The 17284-nt window shown below is 60.6% G+C and carries 19 protein-coding genes and 1 pseudogene; 11 read left to right on the top strand and 9 right to left on the bottom strand.

Going from position 1 to position 17284, the window contains the following annotated elements; translation table 11 throughout:
* Positions 1 to 24: 24 nt before the first annotated feature.
* Positions 25 to 909 (bottom strand): ChaN family lipoprotein, encoded by an 885-nt coding sequence (locus B0B52_RS05070; RefSeq protein ID WP_077592524.1) that lies wholly within the window; start codon positions 907 to 909, stop codon positions 25 to 27.
* A gap of 44 nt (positions 910 to 953) precedes the next feature.
* On the opposite strand from B0B52_RS05070, the pseudogene B0B52_RS05065 reads away from it, so the two are divergent.
* Positions 954 to 1160, top strand: a pseudogene (locus B0B52_RS05065) (AbrB family transcriptional regulator); the annotation flags it as partial.
* A gap of 24 nt (positions 1161 to 1184) precedes the next feature.
* Here B0B52_RS05065 and B0B52_RS05060 read toward each other — a convergent pair.
* From B0B52_RS05060 to B0B52_RS05050, 3 genes are all read right to left on the bottom strand, one after another.
* The gene (locus tag B0B52_RS05060; protein WP_077592523.1) at positions 1185 to 1466 is read right to left on the bottom strand and encodes a DUF3567 domain-containing protein; all 282 of its coding nucleotides are present in this window, start codon (positions 1464 to 1466) and stop codon (positions 1185 to 1187) included.
* Between the two features lie 142 nt (positions 1467 to 1608).
* Positions 1609 to 2682 (bottom strand): DUF3108 domain-containing protein, encoded by a 1074-nt coding sequence (locus tag B0B52_RS05055; protein ID WP_077592522.1) that lies wholly within the window; start codon positions 2680 to 2682, stop codon positions 1609 to 1611.
* Positions 2679 to 3488 (bottom strand): IclR family transcriptional regulator, encoded by an 810-nt coding sequence (locus tag B0B52_RS05050; RefSeq protein ID WP_139351819.1) that lies wholly within the window; start codon positions 3486 to 3488, stop codon positions 2679 to 2681. Before B0B52_RS05050 ends, B0B52_RS05055 begins: the two co-directional genes overlap by 4 nt.
* 166 nt (positions 3489 to 3654) lie before the next feature.
* On the opposite strand from B0B52_RS05050, the gene B0B52_RS05045 reads away from it, so the two are divergent.
* Both B0B52_RS05045 and B0B52_RS05040 read left to right on the top strand, forming a co-directional pair.
* Entirely contained in the window at positions 3655 to 4662 is a 1008-nt protein-coding gene (locus tag B0B52_RS05045; RefSeq protein WP_077592520.1) for a fumarylacetoacetate hydrolase family protein, read from the top strand.
* A gap of 78 nt (positions 4663 to 4740) precedes the next feature.
* The gene (locus tag B0B52_RS05040; protein ID WP_077592519.1) at positions 4741 to 5625 is read left to right on the top strand and encodes an amino acid ABC transporter substrate-binding protein; all 885 of its coding nucleotides are present in this window, start codon (positions 4741 to 4743) and stop codon (positions 5623 to 5625) included.
* 13 nt (positions 5626 to 5638) lie between these two features.
* Here the strand turns inward: B0B52_RS05040 and B0B52_RS05035 are convergent, their stop codons facing one another.
* The 4 genes from B0B52_RS05035 to B0B52_RS05020 form a co-directional block, all read right to left on the bottom strand.
* A complete protein-coding gene (locus B0B52_RS05035) occupies positions 5639 to 6217 on the bottom strand; it encodes a MarC family protein (RefSeq protein WP_077592518.1) in 579 nt (192 codons plus the stop codon).
* A gap of 123 nt (positions 6218 to 6340) precedes the next feature.
* Entirely contained in the window at positions 6341 to 6754 is a 414-nt protein-coding gene (locus B0B52_RS05030; protein WP_077592517.1) for a VOC family protein, read from the bottom strand.
* A 60-nt stretch (positions 6755 to 6814) separates the two neighbouring features.
* Positions 6815 to 7189: a hypothetical protein gene (locus B0B52_RS05025; RefSeq protein WP_077592516.1), complete on the bottom strand. Its 375-nt coding sequence runs from the start codon at positions 7187 to 7189 to the stop codon at positions 6815 to 6817.
* Between the two features lie 38 nt (positions 7190 to 7227).
* Entirely contained in the window at positions 7228 to 7596 is a 369-nt protein-coding gene (locus tag B0B52_RS05020; RefSeq protein WP_077592515.1) for a TraR/DksA family transcriptional regulator, read from the bottom strand.
* Between the two features lie 141 nt (positions 7597 to 7737).
* Between B0B52_RS05020 and B0B52_RS05015 the strand changes: the two genes are divergently transcribed.
* The 4 genes from B0B52_RS05015 (at position 7738) to B0B52_RS05000 (ending at position 11621) form a co-directional block, all read left to right on the top strand.
* Positions 7738 to 8559, top strand: a complete 822-nt coding sequence (locus B0B52_RS05015) for an enoyl-CoA hydratase/isomerase family protein (protein WP_077592514.1) — start codon at positions 7738 to 7740, stop codon at positions 8557 to 8559.
* Positions 8560 to 8801: 242 nt separating this feature from the next.
* Positions 8802 to 9635 carry a PhaM family polyhydroxyalkanoate granule multifunctional regulatory protein gene (locus B0B52_RS05010; RefSeq protein WP_077592513.1) on the top strand — a complete coding sequence of 278 codons (834 nt, stop codon included), beginning with the start codon at positions 8802 to 8804 and terminating at the stop codon, positions 9633 to 9635.
* 29 nt (positions 9636 to 9664) lie between these two features.
* On the top strand, positions 9665 to 10306 hold the full coding sequence (locus B0B52_RS05005) for a glutathione S-transferase family protein (RefSeq protein WP_077592512.1): 642 nt from the start codon (positions 9665 to 9667) through the stop codon (positions 10304 to 10306).
* Positions 10307 to 10343: 37 nt separating this feature from the next.
* The gene (locus tag B0B52_RS05000) at positions 10344 to 11621 is read left to right on the top strand and encodes an FIST N-terminal domain-containing protein (RefSeq protein WP_077592595.1); all 1278 of its coding nucleotides are present in this window, start codon (positions 10344 to 10346) and stop codon (positions 11619 to 11621) included.
* 235 nt (positions 11622 to 11856) lie between these two features.
* Here the strand turns inward: B0B52_RS05000 and B0B52_RS04995 are convergent, their stop codons facing one another.
* Positions 11857 to 12588, bottom strand: coding sequence for a helix-turn-helix transcriptional regulator (locus B0B52_RS04995; protein WP_077592511.1), 732 nt, complete (start codon positions 12586 to 12588; stop codon positions 11857 to 11859).
* 116 nt (positions 12589 to 12704) lie between these two features.
* On the opposite strand from B0B52_RS04995, the gene B0B52_RS04990 reads away from it, so the two are divergent.
* From B0B52_RS04990 to B0B52_RS22665, 4 genes are read left to right on the top strand one after another with little or no spacing between them, the layout of a single operon-like run.
* The gene (locus B0B52_RS04990; RefSeq protein WP_077592510.1) at positions 12705 to 13574 is read left to right on the top strand and encodes a hypothetical protein; all 870 of its coding nucleotides are present in this window, start codon (positions 12705 to 12707) and stop codon (positions 13572 to 13574) included.
* Positions 13575 to 13596: 22 nt separating this feature from the next.
* Positions 13597 to 15543, top strand: coding sequence for an MFS transporter (locus B0B52_RS04985; RefSeq protein WP_077592509.1), 1947 nt, complete (start codon positions 13597 to 13599; stop codon positions 15541 to 15543).
* Positions 15540 to 15896 carry a DUF805 domain-containing protein gene (locus B0B52_RS04980; protein ID WP_077592508.1) on the top strand — a complete coding sequence of 119 codons (357 nt, stop codon included), beginning with the start codon at positions 15540 to 15542 and terminating at the stop codon, positions 15894 to 15896. Before B0B52_RS04985 ends, B0B52_RS04980 begins: the two co-directional genes overlap by 4 nt.
* Positions 15897 to 15909: 13 nt before the next feature.
* Positions 15910 to 17280, top strand: a complete 1371-nt coding sequence (locus B0B52_RS22665) for an FAD-binding oxidoreductase (RefSeq protein WP_254425644.1) — start codon at positions 15910 to 15912, stop codon at positions 17278 to 17280.
* Positions 17281 to 17284 lie beyond the last annotated feature (4 nt).

Raw genomic sequence — 17284 nt, 5'->3', positions numbered from 1 at the left:
AGGGGGCAGGATCAACGGTGAAAGCTATTTTGCCTTCAGTTTTTCCTGCAGGCCCTCGCAGTAGTCCTGCTCCGGCAAGGCCGGCGTAGACCAGACCGCGTCATAGGCCGCTTTCGTTTCGGCCTGCTGTCGCGCATTTGTTTCGGCAGGCGCCGGGCCGGCGCGCAATTGCACGGCCTTGAGTTTCATCCCTGGCGGCAGATGTTGCGGAACACCCAGTGTCCGGTTGACGTGGCCGCTGCCGGCCAGCACCACCACGGTCTTGCCGGGCAGCACGGTGCCAGCCACAGTGCGTGCGATGCTGACGTCGCGGGCGATCTGGACGCGTGTCATGGGAGTGATCTGCGTTTCCGGCAGCAGTCCGCAGTGGCCCTGGCGTATCAGTTGCTGTTGTGCCTTCAACGCGGGACCCGGGAGTCGCTGGTCCAGCTGGGCGTCAGCCATGGCTTCGCGCATCTGGACGACAGGCAGGTTGCCGCCGAGGACGGGTACACCGGCTTTCACGGCCGCCATCACGGCAGGCCAATAGGCCACCCAGGGCCAGCTCTTGTTGTTCCAGTGGAGCGCAGCCTGCACCTGCAGCTGTGTGCTGTTGGATTTGAGGGTGGCGGTGCTGCTGCCTGCCTCGGCCATCTCCAGCACCACGGCGGCGAGTTGGCCGCGCACCGCGAGATGTTCGATGACCTGCCGGTGAATGTCCTGGTGTTCTGCCGCATCATGCTGCTCGCCAAGCAGGATCACGTCGGCAGGCAGCAATGCATCGGTCCGGGTGGTGATGTCCGTGGCGGTGTGGGGAAACAGCCGGGGCTCAGGCACGCTGGCGCAGGCGGAAAGCAAAAACACGAGGAGCAGCGGCGCCAGAGCGGCGACGGCCCGGGCGTGGCGCGAGGCGGTAGGGGTCAGGTTCATGGTGAAGTGCACAAAGCAATACTAGCCCCATGTGAAATGCGGCGGCTGTCTGCCTGTCAATTTCCCACCGCCTTTTGTTGATGCCCCTCAAGCCGGTAGCGCTGGGAACCTCACCGGGCGGCAATGCCGAAATGGCGATCACCGCGAAGGTGCTTCAGCTCGGTGTGCCCGTGGTCACGGCGTTTCAGGTTTGTCGCTTGGTGGCGCCGATCTATCAGTGCTTGTACGGAACGCGGAACCAGGCGAACTGAGGGGCCGGCCCTCCTGGGCCAGCTTCAGTGCAGCCCGATGGGGGTGTGCGCCAGCTCGGCGTAACCTTCAAGGGTGTCTTCGACTTCTTCCTGCGTCGGCGTATTTTTTTGCCAGACGTTCAGCCGCTCCTGGAACAGTTCTGCCCAGGAACCGTCGAGGTAAACCTCTTTGCCGGAGCGTTTGTCGACAATTTCAAAGCCATGGCGCGCAAGCTGCGGCACGGAGGGCTGCGGTGCAGACTCTTCCAGCGCGTTTGCGTGAATCTGCACCACCACAAAGGATTCAGAGTCGTAAAGCATTTGCATGGCGTGTCCTTCCTGTATGGGTGATGTTATTAACACTTAAGATAACAACGAATAGGCCGAGTTCAAGGGCCACAGGGTTATTCCCTGAAATGCCAAAAAAATCACGCTGGAGCCCTTCGTCTGTTGCGGGTCTGTGGTGGACTCAGGGTTTTTCGGTCGCGCGCAACTGCTGGTCGATGAAGTCACCGTTTTGCTGGGTGATGCGGCTGCGCACCGGCAGGTACTCCATCGAAGGTGCAAACCAGATTTCCACAGTCTGGTCGTAGTCGCGCTGCGGCTTGCGCGTCAGCTTGACGGCGGCAACTTCTCCGGCAGGCAGGCTGAGCGTTTCTTCTGCCTCGACGGTAAAAGTCCAGGTGTCGGCTTCGCGAGGACCTGCCGTGTAAAGCGACACTTTGCTGCCCACCGGATAGCTGGCCGGGTCGCCGGCCAGCAGGCTGCCCAGTTGCAGGAAAACGCTCAGCCGATCCTGGGCGCCGCGCAGCCAGGGTGCGTCGGGTGTGTTGGCGCTGAAGCTGATCTTGCCTTTGTCGGCTTCGAAATGCGCTGCACGTTCGCTTCGGTACTTGTCCAGAAAACGCGTCGGGGCCAGGCCATCGGCAGTGATGCGGCCGCTACTGCTCATGCTGCGCGAGCCAATCAGAAACGCGCTGGCGCTCATTTTGGCGTCATAGCTCTGGCCATCCTGCAGCCAGCTCAGTTCGGCAAAGGCGCTGTAGTCCATGTTTTTTGAGCGGCCCGTCATCGCGTATTTGAGCCGTACAGAACCGGGAATGGTCAGCGCGGTGCTGGCTCCTGCCAGTGGAGACTCAGGCTGAGCTGCGGGTATTGACGGCGTGGTGGACGGTGTGTCAGCTACCGGGATAGTGTCGGGTGTGGCGTTTGCTATTAATTCAGGAGCTATTGGCGTAGGCGGAACAAGGGCTGGGGCCGTATTTTGTTGCGCTGGCGGGGCTGGCGCCCTGGTTTTGGCGGGCGCGCGCCGGACGGTGGGTGTTGCGGGCGGAGGCGTTGAGGGCGTGGTGACGGCTGCCGGCTTGATCTCCAGCGTACGCGTGATGAATGCCCGTGGCGTCACCTGCGGCGCAGGCACCGCGCCCCATTCCAGCGGTGCAGCCTGTAACAACAGCACATGGGCCAGTCCCACGAGTGATGTCAAAACGATCAGCGGTTTTGCCGGCAGCGCTGGGGGCTGGCCGGCAGAAAGGGTGTTCATGCCCCTGTGAATCCCAGATCACTGGAAAGTTGCGTGGCCGCTGCTACCAGCGGCCGTGCCACCGCGCCGTCCCATTCGGGATCGAAGTTGGCAAGGGACCCGAGTGCCACCATGCCAAGCGCCAGGTGGCCGTCGGCATCAAACACCGGCGCGCAGAACCCACCCACGCCGGGCAGCAGGGTGTCTATCACGCGGGCCACGCCGCGTGCGCGAACTTCTTCCAGCACCGCCGTGACCTCGGTCATGGTGCGGGGCACATCCTTGCGGGCGAGTTTCTGCATGCGCGCCAGCTCGTTTTTGAGCAGCGGTGCCAGATGGTCGTTTGGGTGCCGCCGGCCGGCGGATGCTTGCGCCATGAAGGCGCAAAAACACAGGCCGGTGGCTGACGACAGCAGGGGCATCACATCGCCGAGGCGCAAATTGACAGTGATGGCCTGTGGCGATTCTTCCCAGTGCACGATGGTGGGCCCCTGGTTGCCCCACACGGCCAGGGCCAGGGTCTGGCCGATTTGCTCCATCAGCGGCCCCAGACGCTGGCGTGCGACCTTGACGCTGTCCAGGCGCGAGAGCGAAGCCAGGCCCAGCTTGAGCGCCGCGGGGCCAAGGTCGTACCGTGTGCTGCCCGAGTCCTGAGTGACGAGTTCGAGCCGCTGGAAACTCACCAGGTAGCGGTGTGCCTTGGCCGCACTCATGCCGGCCGCTGCAGCCAGATCGCGCAGCATCAGTGCGCCCGGCGATGCGCCCAGCACCTGCAGCAGGCTGAAGCCTACTTCCACAGACTGGATGCCGGCACGCTGGGTGGGCAGGCTGCCTGGCAAGGCCGCAGGGGGTGTTTTGCGCTCTTTCATGGAATTCGACTAAAATTGAAAATTACATTTAGGTAAATTGATTTCACTTATCGTAACTTTAGCGCAAGGTGTACGCAGTGTGTAATCAACTTCACCCATCCGCCCCCAAGAACAGAGGAAACTGATGAAACTTGCTACCTACAAAGACGGCTCACGTGATGGCCAGCTCGTGGTTGTCTCGCGCGATTTGTCGATGGCTCATTATGCGACGGGCATTGCCGGCAAATTGCAGCAGGTGCTCGACGACTGGAACTTCCTGGCGCCGCAGTTGCAGGATCTTTATGAAACCCTGAACAACGGCAAGGCCCGCCACGCATTCCCGTTCGAACCGGTACGCTGCATGGCGCCATTGCCGCGCGCCTACCAGTGGGCCGACGGCTCGGCCTACATCAACCACGTCGAACTGGTGCGCAAGGCCCGCGAGTCCGAGGTGCCCGACAGCTTCTACAAAGACCCGCTGATGTACCAGGGCGGCAGCGACGACTTCATCGGACCCTGTGACGATGTGCTCTGCCCGAGCGAAGAGTACGGCATCGATTTCGAGGCGGAAGTGGCCGTCATTACCGGCGACGTGCCCATGACGAGCACATCCGAGCAGGCGCTTGAAGGCATTCGCCTGATCATGCTGGCCAACGACGTGAGCCTGCGCAACCTCATTCCCAACGAACTCGCCAAAGGCTTCGGGTTTTTCCAGAGCAAGCCCGCCACCGCCTTCAGCCCGGTCGCAGTCACGCCCGATGAACTGGGAGACGCCTGGGACAAGGGCCGCGTCAACCTCACCATGCAGAGCACCTGGAACGGCCGCAAGGTGGGCATGTGCGATGCCGGCCCCGAGATGACTTTTCACTTCGGCCAGTTGATTGCGCACATCTGCAAGACGCGCAATGTGCGCGCAGGCTCCATCGTCGGCTCGGGCACTGTGAGCAACAAGGGCGTCGAGGTCAAGGGCAAAACGGATTGGCCCAAGGGCTACAGCTGCATTGCCGAAAAGCGTGCGATTGAAACCATTCAGGACGGCAAGCCTTCGACCGAATTCATGAAATTCGGCGACACCATCCGCATCGAAATGAAGGGCAAGGACGGCGAGCTGGTATTTGGCGCGATAGACCAGAAAATCGTCCAATACGGTTGAGCCGACCCGGTGGTTTGCAGTAGCGCGGCTTTTACCCAATAATGAAAGCCGACTACTGCGTACCGCAGGGGAGGCTCTATGACTATCAGGATGCATTCGACCCGGCACTGGATGGTGCCGCTGCTGCTGGTTTTAATGGCTGTGCCTCCCGCATGGGCGCAATCCACCCTCGAAAAAGTCAGAAGCCGCAGCCTGCTTGTGGTGGGTTACCGCGAGAACGCTTTCCCATTCTCTTTCTCTGACGGAAAGGGCGCATCCGGTTATAGCCTCGACCTCTGCACGCCGATCATCGAGCGCATTGGCCGGGAGTCTTCTGCAAAAAACCTGCGCGTGGTTTACCAGGCTGTTGAACAGGAACGTGTGGTCAGCCTGCTCAGAAGCGGAGCAATTGACCTGGTGTGCGCCAACACCAGCGACACCGAAGCCCGACGCAAGCTGGTTTCCTTTTCTCCCCCCATCTTTTATGCGGCAGTGCGGGTGATGGTGCGTAGCGGCGACAAGCTCACCTCGGTAAACCAGCTCGCGGGCAAAAACCTGGTGGTGCTGGGAGGCACCACCGCCAGGAATGCCCTGGAGATGCATGCGGCAGGCAATGGCCTGAAATGGAAAATAGCCAATGTGCTGGAGCACGATGCGGCCATGAGCCAGTTAAGCCTTCGGCAGGCCGATGGTTACGCGCGCGACGACGTTCTCCTGATCAATGCTGCATTGACCGCCAAAAATCCGGCTGACTTTGCACTGCTGCCCGAACGCCTCTCCTCCGAGCCGATTGCCATTGTTTACAGAAGCGGAGATCCGGCGTTGCAAAAGCTGGTGGATCTGAGCATCGTCGAGTCCATGCGCAGCGGAAAATTCAACCAGACCTATGAGAAATGGTTCACCAAACCGGCGCCGCCAGCGAACAAGGCGCTGAACCTGCCGATGTCTCCTGAGCTGAGCCGCTTGCTGGCCGCCGCTAAATAAATCGGGCTGCTTGCTAGTACAGCTGGCCGGCAAAGGCCTTGATGCCGCGCAGCAGCATTTCCACCGAAATGGCCACGAGGATCAAACCCATGAGCCGCTCGAAAGCCACCAGCAACCGGTCGCCCACTATCCGCTGGATGCGTTCGGCCAGCACCAGGACCACGGCGCAGACCGCCATGGTCACGCAAAGCGCTGCCACCCATTCGAGTCGCCGGGCCGGCGCCTGCGACACCAGGAGCAGCACCGTGGCGAGCGCCGGAATGGCCAGCGGCACAATCAAGGGCTCACCCTGCAATGGCTCCGCCTCAGCGGGCGCTACCGGAAAGATCATCCGCAAGGCGATCAGGAACAGGATGACCGCACCGGCAATTTGCAGCGAGAGTTCGCTGAGGTTCATCACGCGCAGGAAACTGTCACCCACAAACATGAAGGCCTGCAGGAGCAGGAAGGCAATCAGCACCTCGCGCAGGATCACAAACGCCCGACGCTCCGGAGCCACGTTGCGCAGGGCATTGGCAAAAATCGGGATGTTGCCCAGCGGATCAGTGATCAGCAGGAGCAGGATGGTGGCTGATGCAAAGGTGTAATTCACTGGGGCCCCACGGTCGCTCACTTCGTGTAGTTCCCTGCCCCCCGAGGGGGCCGCTGCGCCTGCGGACTGGCAAAGCCAGATCCGCGGCCCCTGCTTGATTGAAGAGCTCCCACCCGTCCATCTTCATGACGCGTAAATTGCCTGAAGGTCGCGGAAGCCCTTGATCTCCAGCGGGTTGCCGAAGGGGTCGCAGAAGAACATGGTCCACTGCTCTCCGGGCTGGCCTTCGAAACGCACCTGCGGCGCAAACAGGAAGTCGGTGCCCGCATCCTGCAGGCGCTGGGCCATGGCCTGCCAGTCGGGCAGTGCCAGCACCAGGCCGAAATGCGGCATGGGCACAAGGGTGTCTCCCACATGCCCGGTGCGCTCGGTCTTGAAAGGCTGGCCCAGGTGCAGCGAAAGCTGGTGACCCATGAAATCGAAGTCGACCCAGGTGTCGGCACTGCGGCCTTCGGTGCAGCCGAGCACACTGCCATAGAAGCGCCGGGCTTCATCCAGATCGGTGACGTTGAAGGCGAAATGAAACAGGCTGCGCATCCGGTGAAGGATAGCAGCCTGCCATGGCGGGGACGGAGCGTCCCTGAGAAAACCTCCGGATCAGGCCGTCGAAGGATCGGCCGTCATGTTGTCGAATTTCTTGAAATACTGGCGGGCCAGCGCGACCAGCTGGCCATCGCTCGGATGATCGGCGGCCACCGAGTCCACCACGCTGTCGGCCACGGACGGCAGGTGGCTGCTGCACCAGTCGCGGAACTGGTTGCGCACCAGACCGGGGCCGGTCAGCAGCACTTCATGCGTGCCGGCCAGTGCCCGGGCAACGTCGGCAAAGAAGGCGGCGCTGTCCTCGGCTTTGCCCTGGTGTTTGTGATGCGTGCGTGATTTGATGCGCTGGGCCTGCATGTGTTCGCGGTCAAACATCAGCACATGGGCTTCGGATTGGTCGATCCAGACAATGGCGTGAAAGGTGCTCATGAAATCCTTTGTCGAAAGAAGAAGAAAAGACGAGGGAGTCAGGCAGGGCGGGTTTGCTCGGCCTTTTCCTGGCAGGGGATGCAGCGCTGCGCTTCGGGGCTGGCTTGCAGTCTGGCGGCGGGAATGCTGACGCCGCAGTCGGTGCACTGCCCGTAGCTTCCGGCTTCGATGCGGGCCAGTGCTGCGTCAATTGCAGCGAGCTCGGCCGTTTCGCGTTCACCCAGGGCAAACTCGATCTCGCGTTCGGTTGCCACTTGGGCGCGTGAGTCTTCCGGCTGGCCGAAGTGTTCGGCAGCGGCATCCGCGCGGCTGACGACACCTCCGCGCTGTGCCGCAATTTGTGCAAGCAAGGCAGTGCGCTGGGCCAGCAACTGCTGGCGGTAGGGCGCAGCTTGTTGGGAATTCATTCGGAGGGCTCCTTCAGGTGATATGTTTTCATCATGCGTCGTGCGTTGCCAGTCCCTGTTGATGAAGGTCAAGTGAATGGCCGTCGGCGGGGTGCGAGGCACAATTCATGGATTCCCTTTTCCATACCTGAAGGAGACACCATGACTTCCCAGCCGGTTGACTACAGCGCTTACCAGACCTTGCACATCACGCGGCGGGGCGCGAACTGCGCGGTGCTGGATATCCAGATGAAAGCCCTCAACGGAAAGCTGCCAACAGCAGGCCACGATGGCCACCGCGAGCTCGCACAGATCTGGCGCGACGTAGGCGCCGACGACTCGGTGCGTTGCGCCGTGCTGCGCGGCGAAGGCCTGGGCTTTTCCGGCGGTGGCGACCTGGCGCTGGTGCAGGACATGGCCGAAGACTTTGCCGTCCGCACCCGGGTCTGGAAGGAGGCGCGCGACCTGGTCTACAACGTGATCAATTGCGACAAGCCCATCGTCAGCGCGCTGCATGGCCCGGCGGTGGGCGCCGGGCTGGTGGCGGGTTTGCTGGCTGACATTTCGATTGCAGCAAAAAGCGCGAAGATTGTTGATGGCCACACCCGTCTGGGTGTGGCGGCCGGCGACCATGCAGCTATTGTCTGGCCCTTGCTGTGTGGCATGGCCAAAGCCAAGTACTACCTGATGCTTTGCGAACCGATCAGCGGTGAGGAGGCCGAGCGCATTGGCCTGGTCTCGCTGGCGGTGGACGATGAGCAGTTGCTGCCCAAGGCGTACGAGGTGGCCGACCGCCTGGCGGCGGGCTCGCCAACCGCCATCAGCTGGACCAAATATGCGCTCAACAACTGGCTGCGCCAGGCGGGGCCGGCCTTCGACGCGTCACTTGCGCTGGAGTTCATGGGTTTTGCCGGACCTGATGTGCGCGAGGGTGTGTCCAGCCTGCGTGAGCGTCGTCCGCCCAGCTACAGCCCCCGACCCTGATCGATGTATTTTGCTATTAAATATATAGCTGTTAGCGCCCGTAAGATAAGGGCTGAGAGCTTATTTGCTTTAAAATTTCGAGGCGCAAGCCTGTGAGAAGGGAAAATCGGGCGTCAACGGCTGTGTTGCACAACGCTTTTACAAAAACGTATTGACGCGCCGCTGCTACCCTGCACAATGAAACCAGCATGTGCTGCAAGCGTATCCCCTCGGCACTTCCGACAACAACATCAGGAGACACCATGAGCGACGCAGACAACTCTTCTTCAGCCGGCTTCGGCAAGCTGGTGCCCGGATTTGATTTTTTGCAGAACCTGGCCAAGCAGGCGGCCGGCAGTGCGGCACAAACCATTCCCCAACTGCCCAACCTGGGCAACTGGATTGCTCCGACGCTCAACGTCGAGGAACTTGACAAGCGCATTGAAGAGCTCAAGGCCGTGCAGTTCTGGCTGGACCAGAACGCCATGGCGCTCAAGGCCACCATCCAGGCCCTGGAGGTCCAGAAGATGACGCTGGCCACACTCAAGGGCATGAACTTCAACATGGGCGATGTCGCCAACGCCTTCAAGCTCAAGGTTGCAGACACCGTTGCCGGGGGCGTGCAGAAAGTTGCGGACAAGGCCAAGACTTTCTCGGGGCTGGAAATACCCGCAACGGCGTACCAGGAAAGTGAGACGGCCGCCAAACCCAAAACCAAACCCAAGGCAGCAACAGCTGGCGCACCCGCGACGGGCGTGGTGGACCCGATGCAATGGTGGGGCGCGCTGACGCAGCAGTTCCAGAACATCGCCACCACCGCCATGCAGGATGCGGCCAAGAAAACCGCCATGAGCGCCACAAAGAACATGGCCACGGGCCTGGCCAAGGATGCCATGAAAACCGCCACCGGCATGGCCAAGGGAATGGCTGGCTCCGCCGGAAAAACGGTAGCCAACACAGCCCGTTCCGCGATGAACACGGCATTGCGCAGCAGCCAGGCCTGGCCCACCCCGGCCGCGGCCAAAACCACAACTGCACGGGCGAAACCAAAACCCAAGACACCGGCGCGCAAGGCCGCGCGTAAAACGGCGCGTTGATCGCATAGCTACAAAAAAAAAGAGAGAGCATGTACCGTCTTCATGGATTTTGCCAATCGGGCAACACCTTCAAAGTGGCGTTTTTGCTTCGCGCCCTGGGCCAGCCCTGGGAGGCAGTCTTTGTGGACTACATGAACGGTGTAACGCGCACGGAATCCTGGCGCGACCAGACCAACGAGATGGGCGAGGCGCCGGTGCTGGAGGACGGCACGCACCGCCTCACGCAGTCCGGCGTCATCCTGGGTTACCTCGCGAAGAAACATGACGCGTTTGAAGGGGCAACCGAAGACGACAGGCTGGAAGTGTTGCGCTGGCTGTTTTTCGACAATCACAAATTCACCAGTTATTTCGCCACCTACCGCTTCATGAAAGCCTTTGGTCCTGCGGCACCGGATCCGGCAGTGATGGTCTGGTTGCGCGCGCGCATCGACGCTGCCTTCGGCATCGTCGACAAGCACCTCGCTTCGCGGGAGTGGATGGTGGGCATGGCGCCCACCATTGCCGATTTCTCGCTCAGTGCGTACCTGTTTTATCCGGTGGAAGAAAGCGGCTACGAGGTCGCCGGCCGATACCCCCACATTGAAACGTGGCTTGCGCGCCTGCGCCTGCTTCCGGGTTGGGCTTCGCCTTACGATGTACTTCCTGGAGAGCGATTGCTGCCGAAGTGGTGAGGTGACCGCCGCGTCAGCAAGCTACCATGGTGACATCATGAAACTCTTCCCCTACGGCCACGCCACCCACCCGCAATGGCAGATGGCTGCCGGGCTGGCATTGGCCCAGCTGCGTGCGCAGATGGCACTTCACGGTTATGCCAGCGCGCCTTCCCTGGGCCTGCTCTACATCACCGACCACTACACCGCGCAAGCGCAGGACATTCTTGATTTTCTGGGTGCTGAACTGCCGGAGATCACTGACTGGGCAGGTACGGTCGGTGTGGGCATTGCCTCAAACAATGTCGAGTATTTCGACGAGCCCGCGCTCGCCGTGATGCTGTGCGAGTTGCCCAGCGATCAATACCGTGTCTTTTCCGGCGTGTCGCCCCTGCCTCCCGTGGGAGCCAGTCACTTCCAGGCTCATACTGCTTTGGTGCATGCCGATGCGAGCACACCCGATGTAGCCGAGTTGATCGACGAGATGGCCCAGCGTACCGGCAGTGGTTATGTGTTTGGCGGACTTGCGTCGAGCCGCAACGGCGCTGTGCAGTTTGCGCTGAGCGGCAACGGCAACGTCAAGGGGCAGGGTGCGGCCAGTGGCGTATTTCGCGGTGGTTTGAGCGGCGTGGCCTTCGCTCAGGGCGCGGCTTTGATGTCACGTGTCACGCAGGGCTGTCAGCCTGTGTCGCGCGAGCACGAGATCACCGCCTGTGACAACAATGTTGTGACGGAGCTGGACGGGCAGAGTGCGCTCGAGGTGATGATGGCCGATCTTGGCGTGTCGCTGGATGTACCGCGCGAGGCGCTGGAGAAAGTGCGTACGACGCTGGTTGGTTTGCGCAGCGGCGACGGGCTTCAGGACGGCCGCATCCGGCGCCCCGGCCAGTTCGGCGCCGACGTTGTGGTGCGTCACATCATTGGGCTGGACCCCGCGCGCAGCGGCATCGCGATCGCTGATGTTCCTCAGGTGGGCATGAAGCTGGCTTTTTGCGAACGCAATGCCGAGGCCGCCCGCGCCGATCTGGTTCGGGTGTGTGCCGAAATCCGCGAAGAGCTGGAGCCCGAGGAAGTGACGCTCGAAGTCGCCAATGCGCTGAGCGCATCGGAGGCCGAGTCCGCACCGCATCCGGCCCGGCGTATTGCCGGTGCGATATACGTTAGTTGCGCGGGACGCGGTGGTCCCCACTTCGGCGCGCCCAGCGCAGAGCTGCAAATCGTGCGCAGGGCGTTGGGGGATGTTCCGCTGGTCGGTTTTTTTGCCGGCGGCGAAATAGCGCGCCACCACCTCTACGGCTATACCGGTGTGCTGACTGTCTTCACCACCCAGGAATGACACGCGCCGACTGAAGTCGAGGTGAAAGAGTCCCTCCAAGCAGGGGCCGCAGATCCGGCTTCGCCGGGCTGCAGGCGCCGTCCCCTGCAAGGGGAGAGGCCGCTACACGAAGTGAGCGGCAACAGGGGTGAGCAAGATCTTTGGCCGCAGATCCGGCTTCGCCGGGCTGCAGGCGCCGTCCCCTGCAAGGGGAGAGGCCGCTACACGCAGTGAGCGGCAACAGGGGTGATCAACATCACCGCCGCAAGGCCGAAAACGCCTCGAATTCCCAGCTGCGCATGGCCAGCAGCAGGGTGTAACCCTCGCGGTCTTTCTCGGAAAGTTTTTGATCGGTCTGGTGCTGCTGTGCAAAGTCCTGCGCCACACGCTGCATGCGTTCCAGAAATGAAGGAGCCAGGCTCCGGCTGATGGAGCCATGCACCAGCAGCAGGCCTTCGCCAGCACCGTCAAAGCCTCCTGAAAAATAGTCCAGCAGGGCGTTGTCCCGGAAATAGTCCATCACTGGCCCGTGCGGCCGCCAGCGGAAAGTCTTGGCGAGCTTGAGCCGGTAGCGGTTCAGCGCCTTGAGTTCAATGATGCCAATACGATCAAGCTGCGCCAGGTACTTGATCCCTTCGGCCAGTGTCAGGCGGTAGCTGCTGGAGATTTGTTCCAGTGTCCATTGCGAGAGTACGCAGATGGCAACCAGCAGCAGCTTTTTATCGGCGACGACAGCCTTCTCCTGCGACTCCGTGAGTTCTGCCAGCAGAGGCTGCCGGTCGGCCACCTGCCTGGCCAATTCAGCGAAGTCCAGTTTCAATGCACGGCAAATGGCGTCAATGCGCGAGAGCGGCATGTCGCCGCGGGCCAGCATGCGCTTGACACTGGACTCCGCCAATCCCAGCTTGCCGGCCAGGTCGGCATAAGTCATGCGGGCCGATTTGAGTTCCTTTTTCAGGATGGTCACAAGGTCTGCTGTGGTGCTCATGGGTATCGATTATCAGTACTTTTCGTTCTGAATGGAGAGACTGGAGCAAAAAGAGATGCTTTTGGTGCGGGGCGGAGCGCACATTGAAGGCTCTTTCACTTCAAGGACCCATGCGTATGCCAACCCTTATCCGTCTGCCGCAGCAGGCACGGGCTTTCCCTTCCGGGGCGCTTCGCGAGCGAGTGCTGCTGCTCGTTGTCTTGCTGTTTGCCCTGCTGGCACTGACAGGGCCCGTTGTGCTCCAGCCAGCGAATTACCACGACTTCGCGGATCAGCATGCATGGGGCGTTTTGCCTCATGCGATGGACGTGCTCAGCAACCTGCCTTTTGCCCTGTGGGGGTTGGCAGGCGCAGGTGCGTTGGTTCAAGCTTATCGTCTGCGTGAAGTGGACAGGACCGCGGGCGGGCTGGCAGCCCTGTTTTTCGCCGGGCTGCTGGTGACCACCGCTGTTTCTGCGATGTACCACTGGCAACCGGACAACGAGGGCCTGGTCTGGGACCGTACCGGCATGGTGCTGGCTTTTGCGGGGTTGCTTGGTCTGGCTGCGTGGCAACGCGTCAGCAGCCGTGCCGCTTGGGCGTTGGCGGCGATTGTCTTGGTACTGGGGCCTGTGTCTGTTCAGGTGTGGTCGATGTCAGGCAACTTGCTGCCTTGGGGAGTGCTTCAATTTGGCGGCATGGCATTGATTGTCGGGCTGGCCTGCCTCCCAACGCTGTCACTGGAGGCCGGTCGAATTCATCGAGGTTTGCCCATCCGCTGGTCACTGGTGATTGCGTTGTATGCGCTGGCCAAGGTACTTGAGCTGGGCGACCACCTTGTGTTCGAGTGGACCGGCCATTTCATTTCGGGCCACAGCCTTAAACACATCGTGGCGAGTTGTGCCGCCTGGCCGGTTGTCGCTGCGTTGAAAGATGTGGTGAAAAGCAGGGCAGAATCCGGTTCACCCCCGCGGGTCCAGCAGGCAGCCATAGTGCATGCTGCATAACAAACAAAAAAGAGGAGTCATCATGAGTGTAGAAACGGCCGTTCAGGCGCCTGCGCCCTCCGCGCACGAGCACCCCAACCAGTTTGCGTTGCTTCGCCAGCGCCGGTTTGCCCCATTCTTCTGGACCCAGTTTTCAGGGGCCGCCAACGACAACCTGTTCAAGTTTGCGTTCACCGTGATGGTGACTTACCAGCTGCAGATCAGCTGGCTCCAGCCGGCGATGGCGGGGCTGGTGATAGGCGCCTTGTTTATCCTGCCTTTTTTGTTGTTCTCTGCCACCAGCGGGCAACTGGCCGACAAGTACGACAAACGCACGCTGATTATTTTTGTGAAGCGGCTGGAAATGTTCATCATGGCGCTGGCGGCATGGGGTTTCTTCAGTGCCAACATCCCCATCCTGCTGGGCTGCACTTTCCTGATGGGCCTGCATTCCACACTTTTCGGGCCGGTCAAGTTCGCCTATCTGCCGCATCATCTGAACGAGCGCGAGCTCATGGGCGGCAACGGCATGGTGGAGATGGGGACTTTTGTCGCCATTTTGATGGGTAATGTGGCCGGCGGGCTCATCATTGCAGTGCCGGAAATCGGCGCGCACCATGTGGGCTTCAGCTGTGTCGGCGTGGCTCTCTTGGGCCGGGTGGTTGCGCATTACATTCCGGCGTCGCCGGCAACCGATCCAGGCCTCAAGATCAACTGGAACCCTTTCACCGAGACGGTTCGCAACCTCAAGCTTGCGCATGGCAACCTCGTGGTTTTCCGCTCGCTGCTGGGGATCAGCTGGATGTGGTTTTTCGGCGCGGTGTTTCTGAGCCAGTTCCCGAGTTTTGCGAAGGAAGTGCTCCATGGCAACGAACAGGTCGCTTCGCTGTTGCTGGTGGTTTTTTCGGTTGGCATCGGTACGGGCTCGCTGTTATGCGAAGTGTTGAGCCGGCGACATGTCGAAATCGGGCTCGTTCCGGTGGGTGCCATCGGCATGAGCGTATTTGCGATTGACCTGTACTTCGCATCGCGCGGCCTGCCGCCGGCGCCGGTCATGAGCCTGGCAAGTTTTGTGGCGCAGCCCGCGCACTGGCGTGTGATGGCCGACCTGGCGCTGCTGAGCCTTTTTGCCGGGCTCTACAGCGTGCCCATGTACGCGCTGATCCAGTTGCGCGCACAGGTAACCCATCGCGCCCGCATCATCGCAGCCAACAACATCCTCAATGCGCTGTTTATGATCGCGAGTTCGGTCATTGCTGGCATTTTGCTGGGCAGCGGTATGACGATTCCGCAAATTTTCCTGCTGGTGGGCCTGGCCAATGCCGTGGTGGCGTTTTACATCTTCATGCTGGTGCCCGAGTACCTGCTGCGCTTTATCGCGCTGGTCGCGTCGCGCTGTATCTACCGTTTCAAGGTCACCGGCGACGAGCATATTCCGGTGCAAGGCGCGGCCGTGTTGACCTGCAATCATGTGAGTTTTGTGGACCCGGTGTTGCTGATGGCGGCCAGTCCACGGCCAATTTATTTCGTGATGGATCACCGCATCTTCAAAATGCCGGTGCTCGGATGGCTTTTTCGTCTGGCCAAGGCGATTCCGGTCGCACCGCGGACCGAAGATCCGGCGGCATATGACGCGGCGTTCGAGGCTGCAGCCCAAGTGCTGCGCAACGGAGACCTGCTGGCGATCTTTCCGGAAGGCAGCATTACAAAAGATGGCACGTTGCAGGAGTTCAAGGGCGGCATCATGAAAATTCTGGAGAACGCCAAGCGGGACGGTTTGAGCGTACCGGTGATCCCCATGGCTCTGACTAACCTTTGGGGGTCCTTCTTCAGTCGCGTTGAGCGGGGCGGTGCAATGGTGCGACCGTTCCGGCGCGGAGTATTCAACCGGGTGGGGTTGAATGTGGGTGCCCTTGTGGAACCCGAAAAAGTAGCGCCTGCAGATTTGCAGGTAAAAGTGAGGCAACTTCTCCAACAGGGAAACACATGAAATCGTTTCAGTTCTTCAATGCAGCGGGACGTTTGTCCCGGGCAGGTTTTTGGCTTCATGGCCTCGTCGTCTGGGTGGTGTTCTATCTCGCGTGGAGTGTGCTTGGGAACCCTGCAGCGGGGGCAGCGGTATGGCTGATCAATGTTCCTGCGCTGGCTGCGCTGGGTTTGCTTTGCATCCGGCGGCTGCATGACCGGAACTATTCGGGATGGTGGTTGCTGCTGGTTGTCGTTCCGGTAGCTGGCGCTCTTTGGCTGTTTTGGCAGACGGCTGTGCGGCGTGGGGTAGCTCAGGACAACCGATGGGGTGTAGACCCGTTGCAGTCTCGCGCAGATTACCTCGTGGTTCGATGAGCAGGAGCGACGAATGCAGAAAACTACTTTGATTGTCAACGACGTCACAGGATTGAATCCCGTGGCGGTATGGGCCATTAGCAAGCCAAGAACTGTGGAGGATGTGGTTGACGCGATCCACCGAACCGATGGCCCGGTGTCTGTCGGCGGCGGGCACTTCAGCATGGGCGGCCAAACTGCCAGTGCAGATAGCCTGCATCTGGACATGCGAGACATGAATCAGGTGATCGCTTTTTTTCCTCAGGAAAAGGTTATCCGTGTGCAGGCGGGCATTCGCTGGTGCGACATTCAGCGCTTTATTGATCCGCACGGGTTGGCGGTCAAAATAATGCAGACCTACGCCAACTTTACTGTCGGGGGTGCGCTCAGTGTGAACTGCCATGGCCGCTACATGGGCTTGGGACCGGTCGTTTTGTCTGTTTGTGCAATCAAAGTGGTGATGGCCGACGGCAGCGTGCAAGAAGCTTCACCTTCGGTCAATGCCGAGCTGTTTTACGCGGTAATAGGCGGTTACGGGGGTGTAGCGGTGATTGTCGAGGCCGAGTTAAGCTTGGCCGACAACGTCAAGGTCAAGCGTCTGGCACGCAAGATGAGCACGGAGGAGTACATCAGTCATTTCAAGGCCAAGGTAAGGTATTTCCAGGACGCAGTTTTTCACAATGCGGACCTCTACCCGCCTCACTATCGCAAGGTGCGCTCGGTTACCTGGGCGCGTACCGACGAGGCGACGACTGAGCCACGGCGTCTGCAGCAAGGGGGGCAAAGTTATTCCCTAAATCGCTATTTTGTCTGGGCGGTGACAGAGACGCCTCTGGGAAAGTGGCGTCGCGAGTATCTGATTGACCCGCTGCTATACATGTTTCGCAAAGTCCACTGGCGCAACTTCGAGGCCGGTTATGACGTGGCCGAGCTGGAGCCCGCGTCGCGCAAACACACCACTTATGTGCTGCAGGAGTACTTCATCCCGGTAGAACGGTTTGACGATTTTGTACTCAAAATGGCGGAGGTTCTGCAGCGTCACAAGGTCAATGCCTTGAACGTGTCGGTACGCCATGCGCAGCAAGACCCCGGCACTATTCTGGCGTGGGCCAGGGGCGAGACCTTTGCCTTCGTTCTGTACTACAAGCAGCGCACGCGCGATAGCGCAATCAACCGTGTGTCCGTTTGGACCCGCGAACTGATCGATGCAGCAATCAGCGTAGGGGGCAGCTATTACCTGCCGTATCAGCCGCATGCCACGGTGGAGCAATTCCATGCGGCATATCCCAAGGCCAGGGAACTGTTCGCCATCAAGCGGCGCCTTGACCCAAACTTTAGATTCCGTAACGTGCTGTGGGACAAGTACTATGCCCCGGCCTCAAATACTTTGACTACCCCGGACTGATGCC

The sequence above is a fragment of the Polaromonas sp. A23 genome (assembly GCF_002001015.1).
Taxonomy (GTDB): domain Bacteria; phylum Pseudomonadota; class Gammaproteobacteria; order Burkholderiales; family Burkholderiaceae_C; genus Polaromonas.
This window is presented reverse-complemented; position numbering and strand designations above follow the sequence as displayed.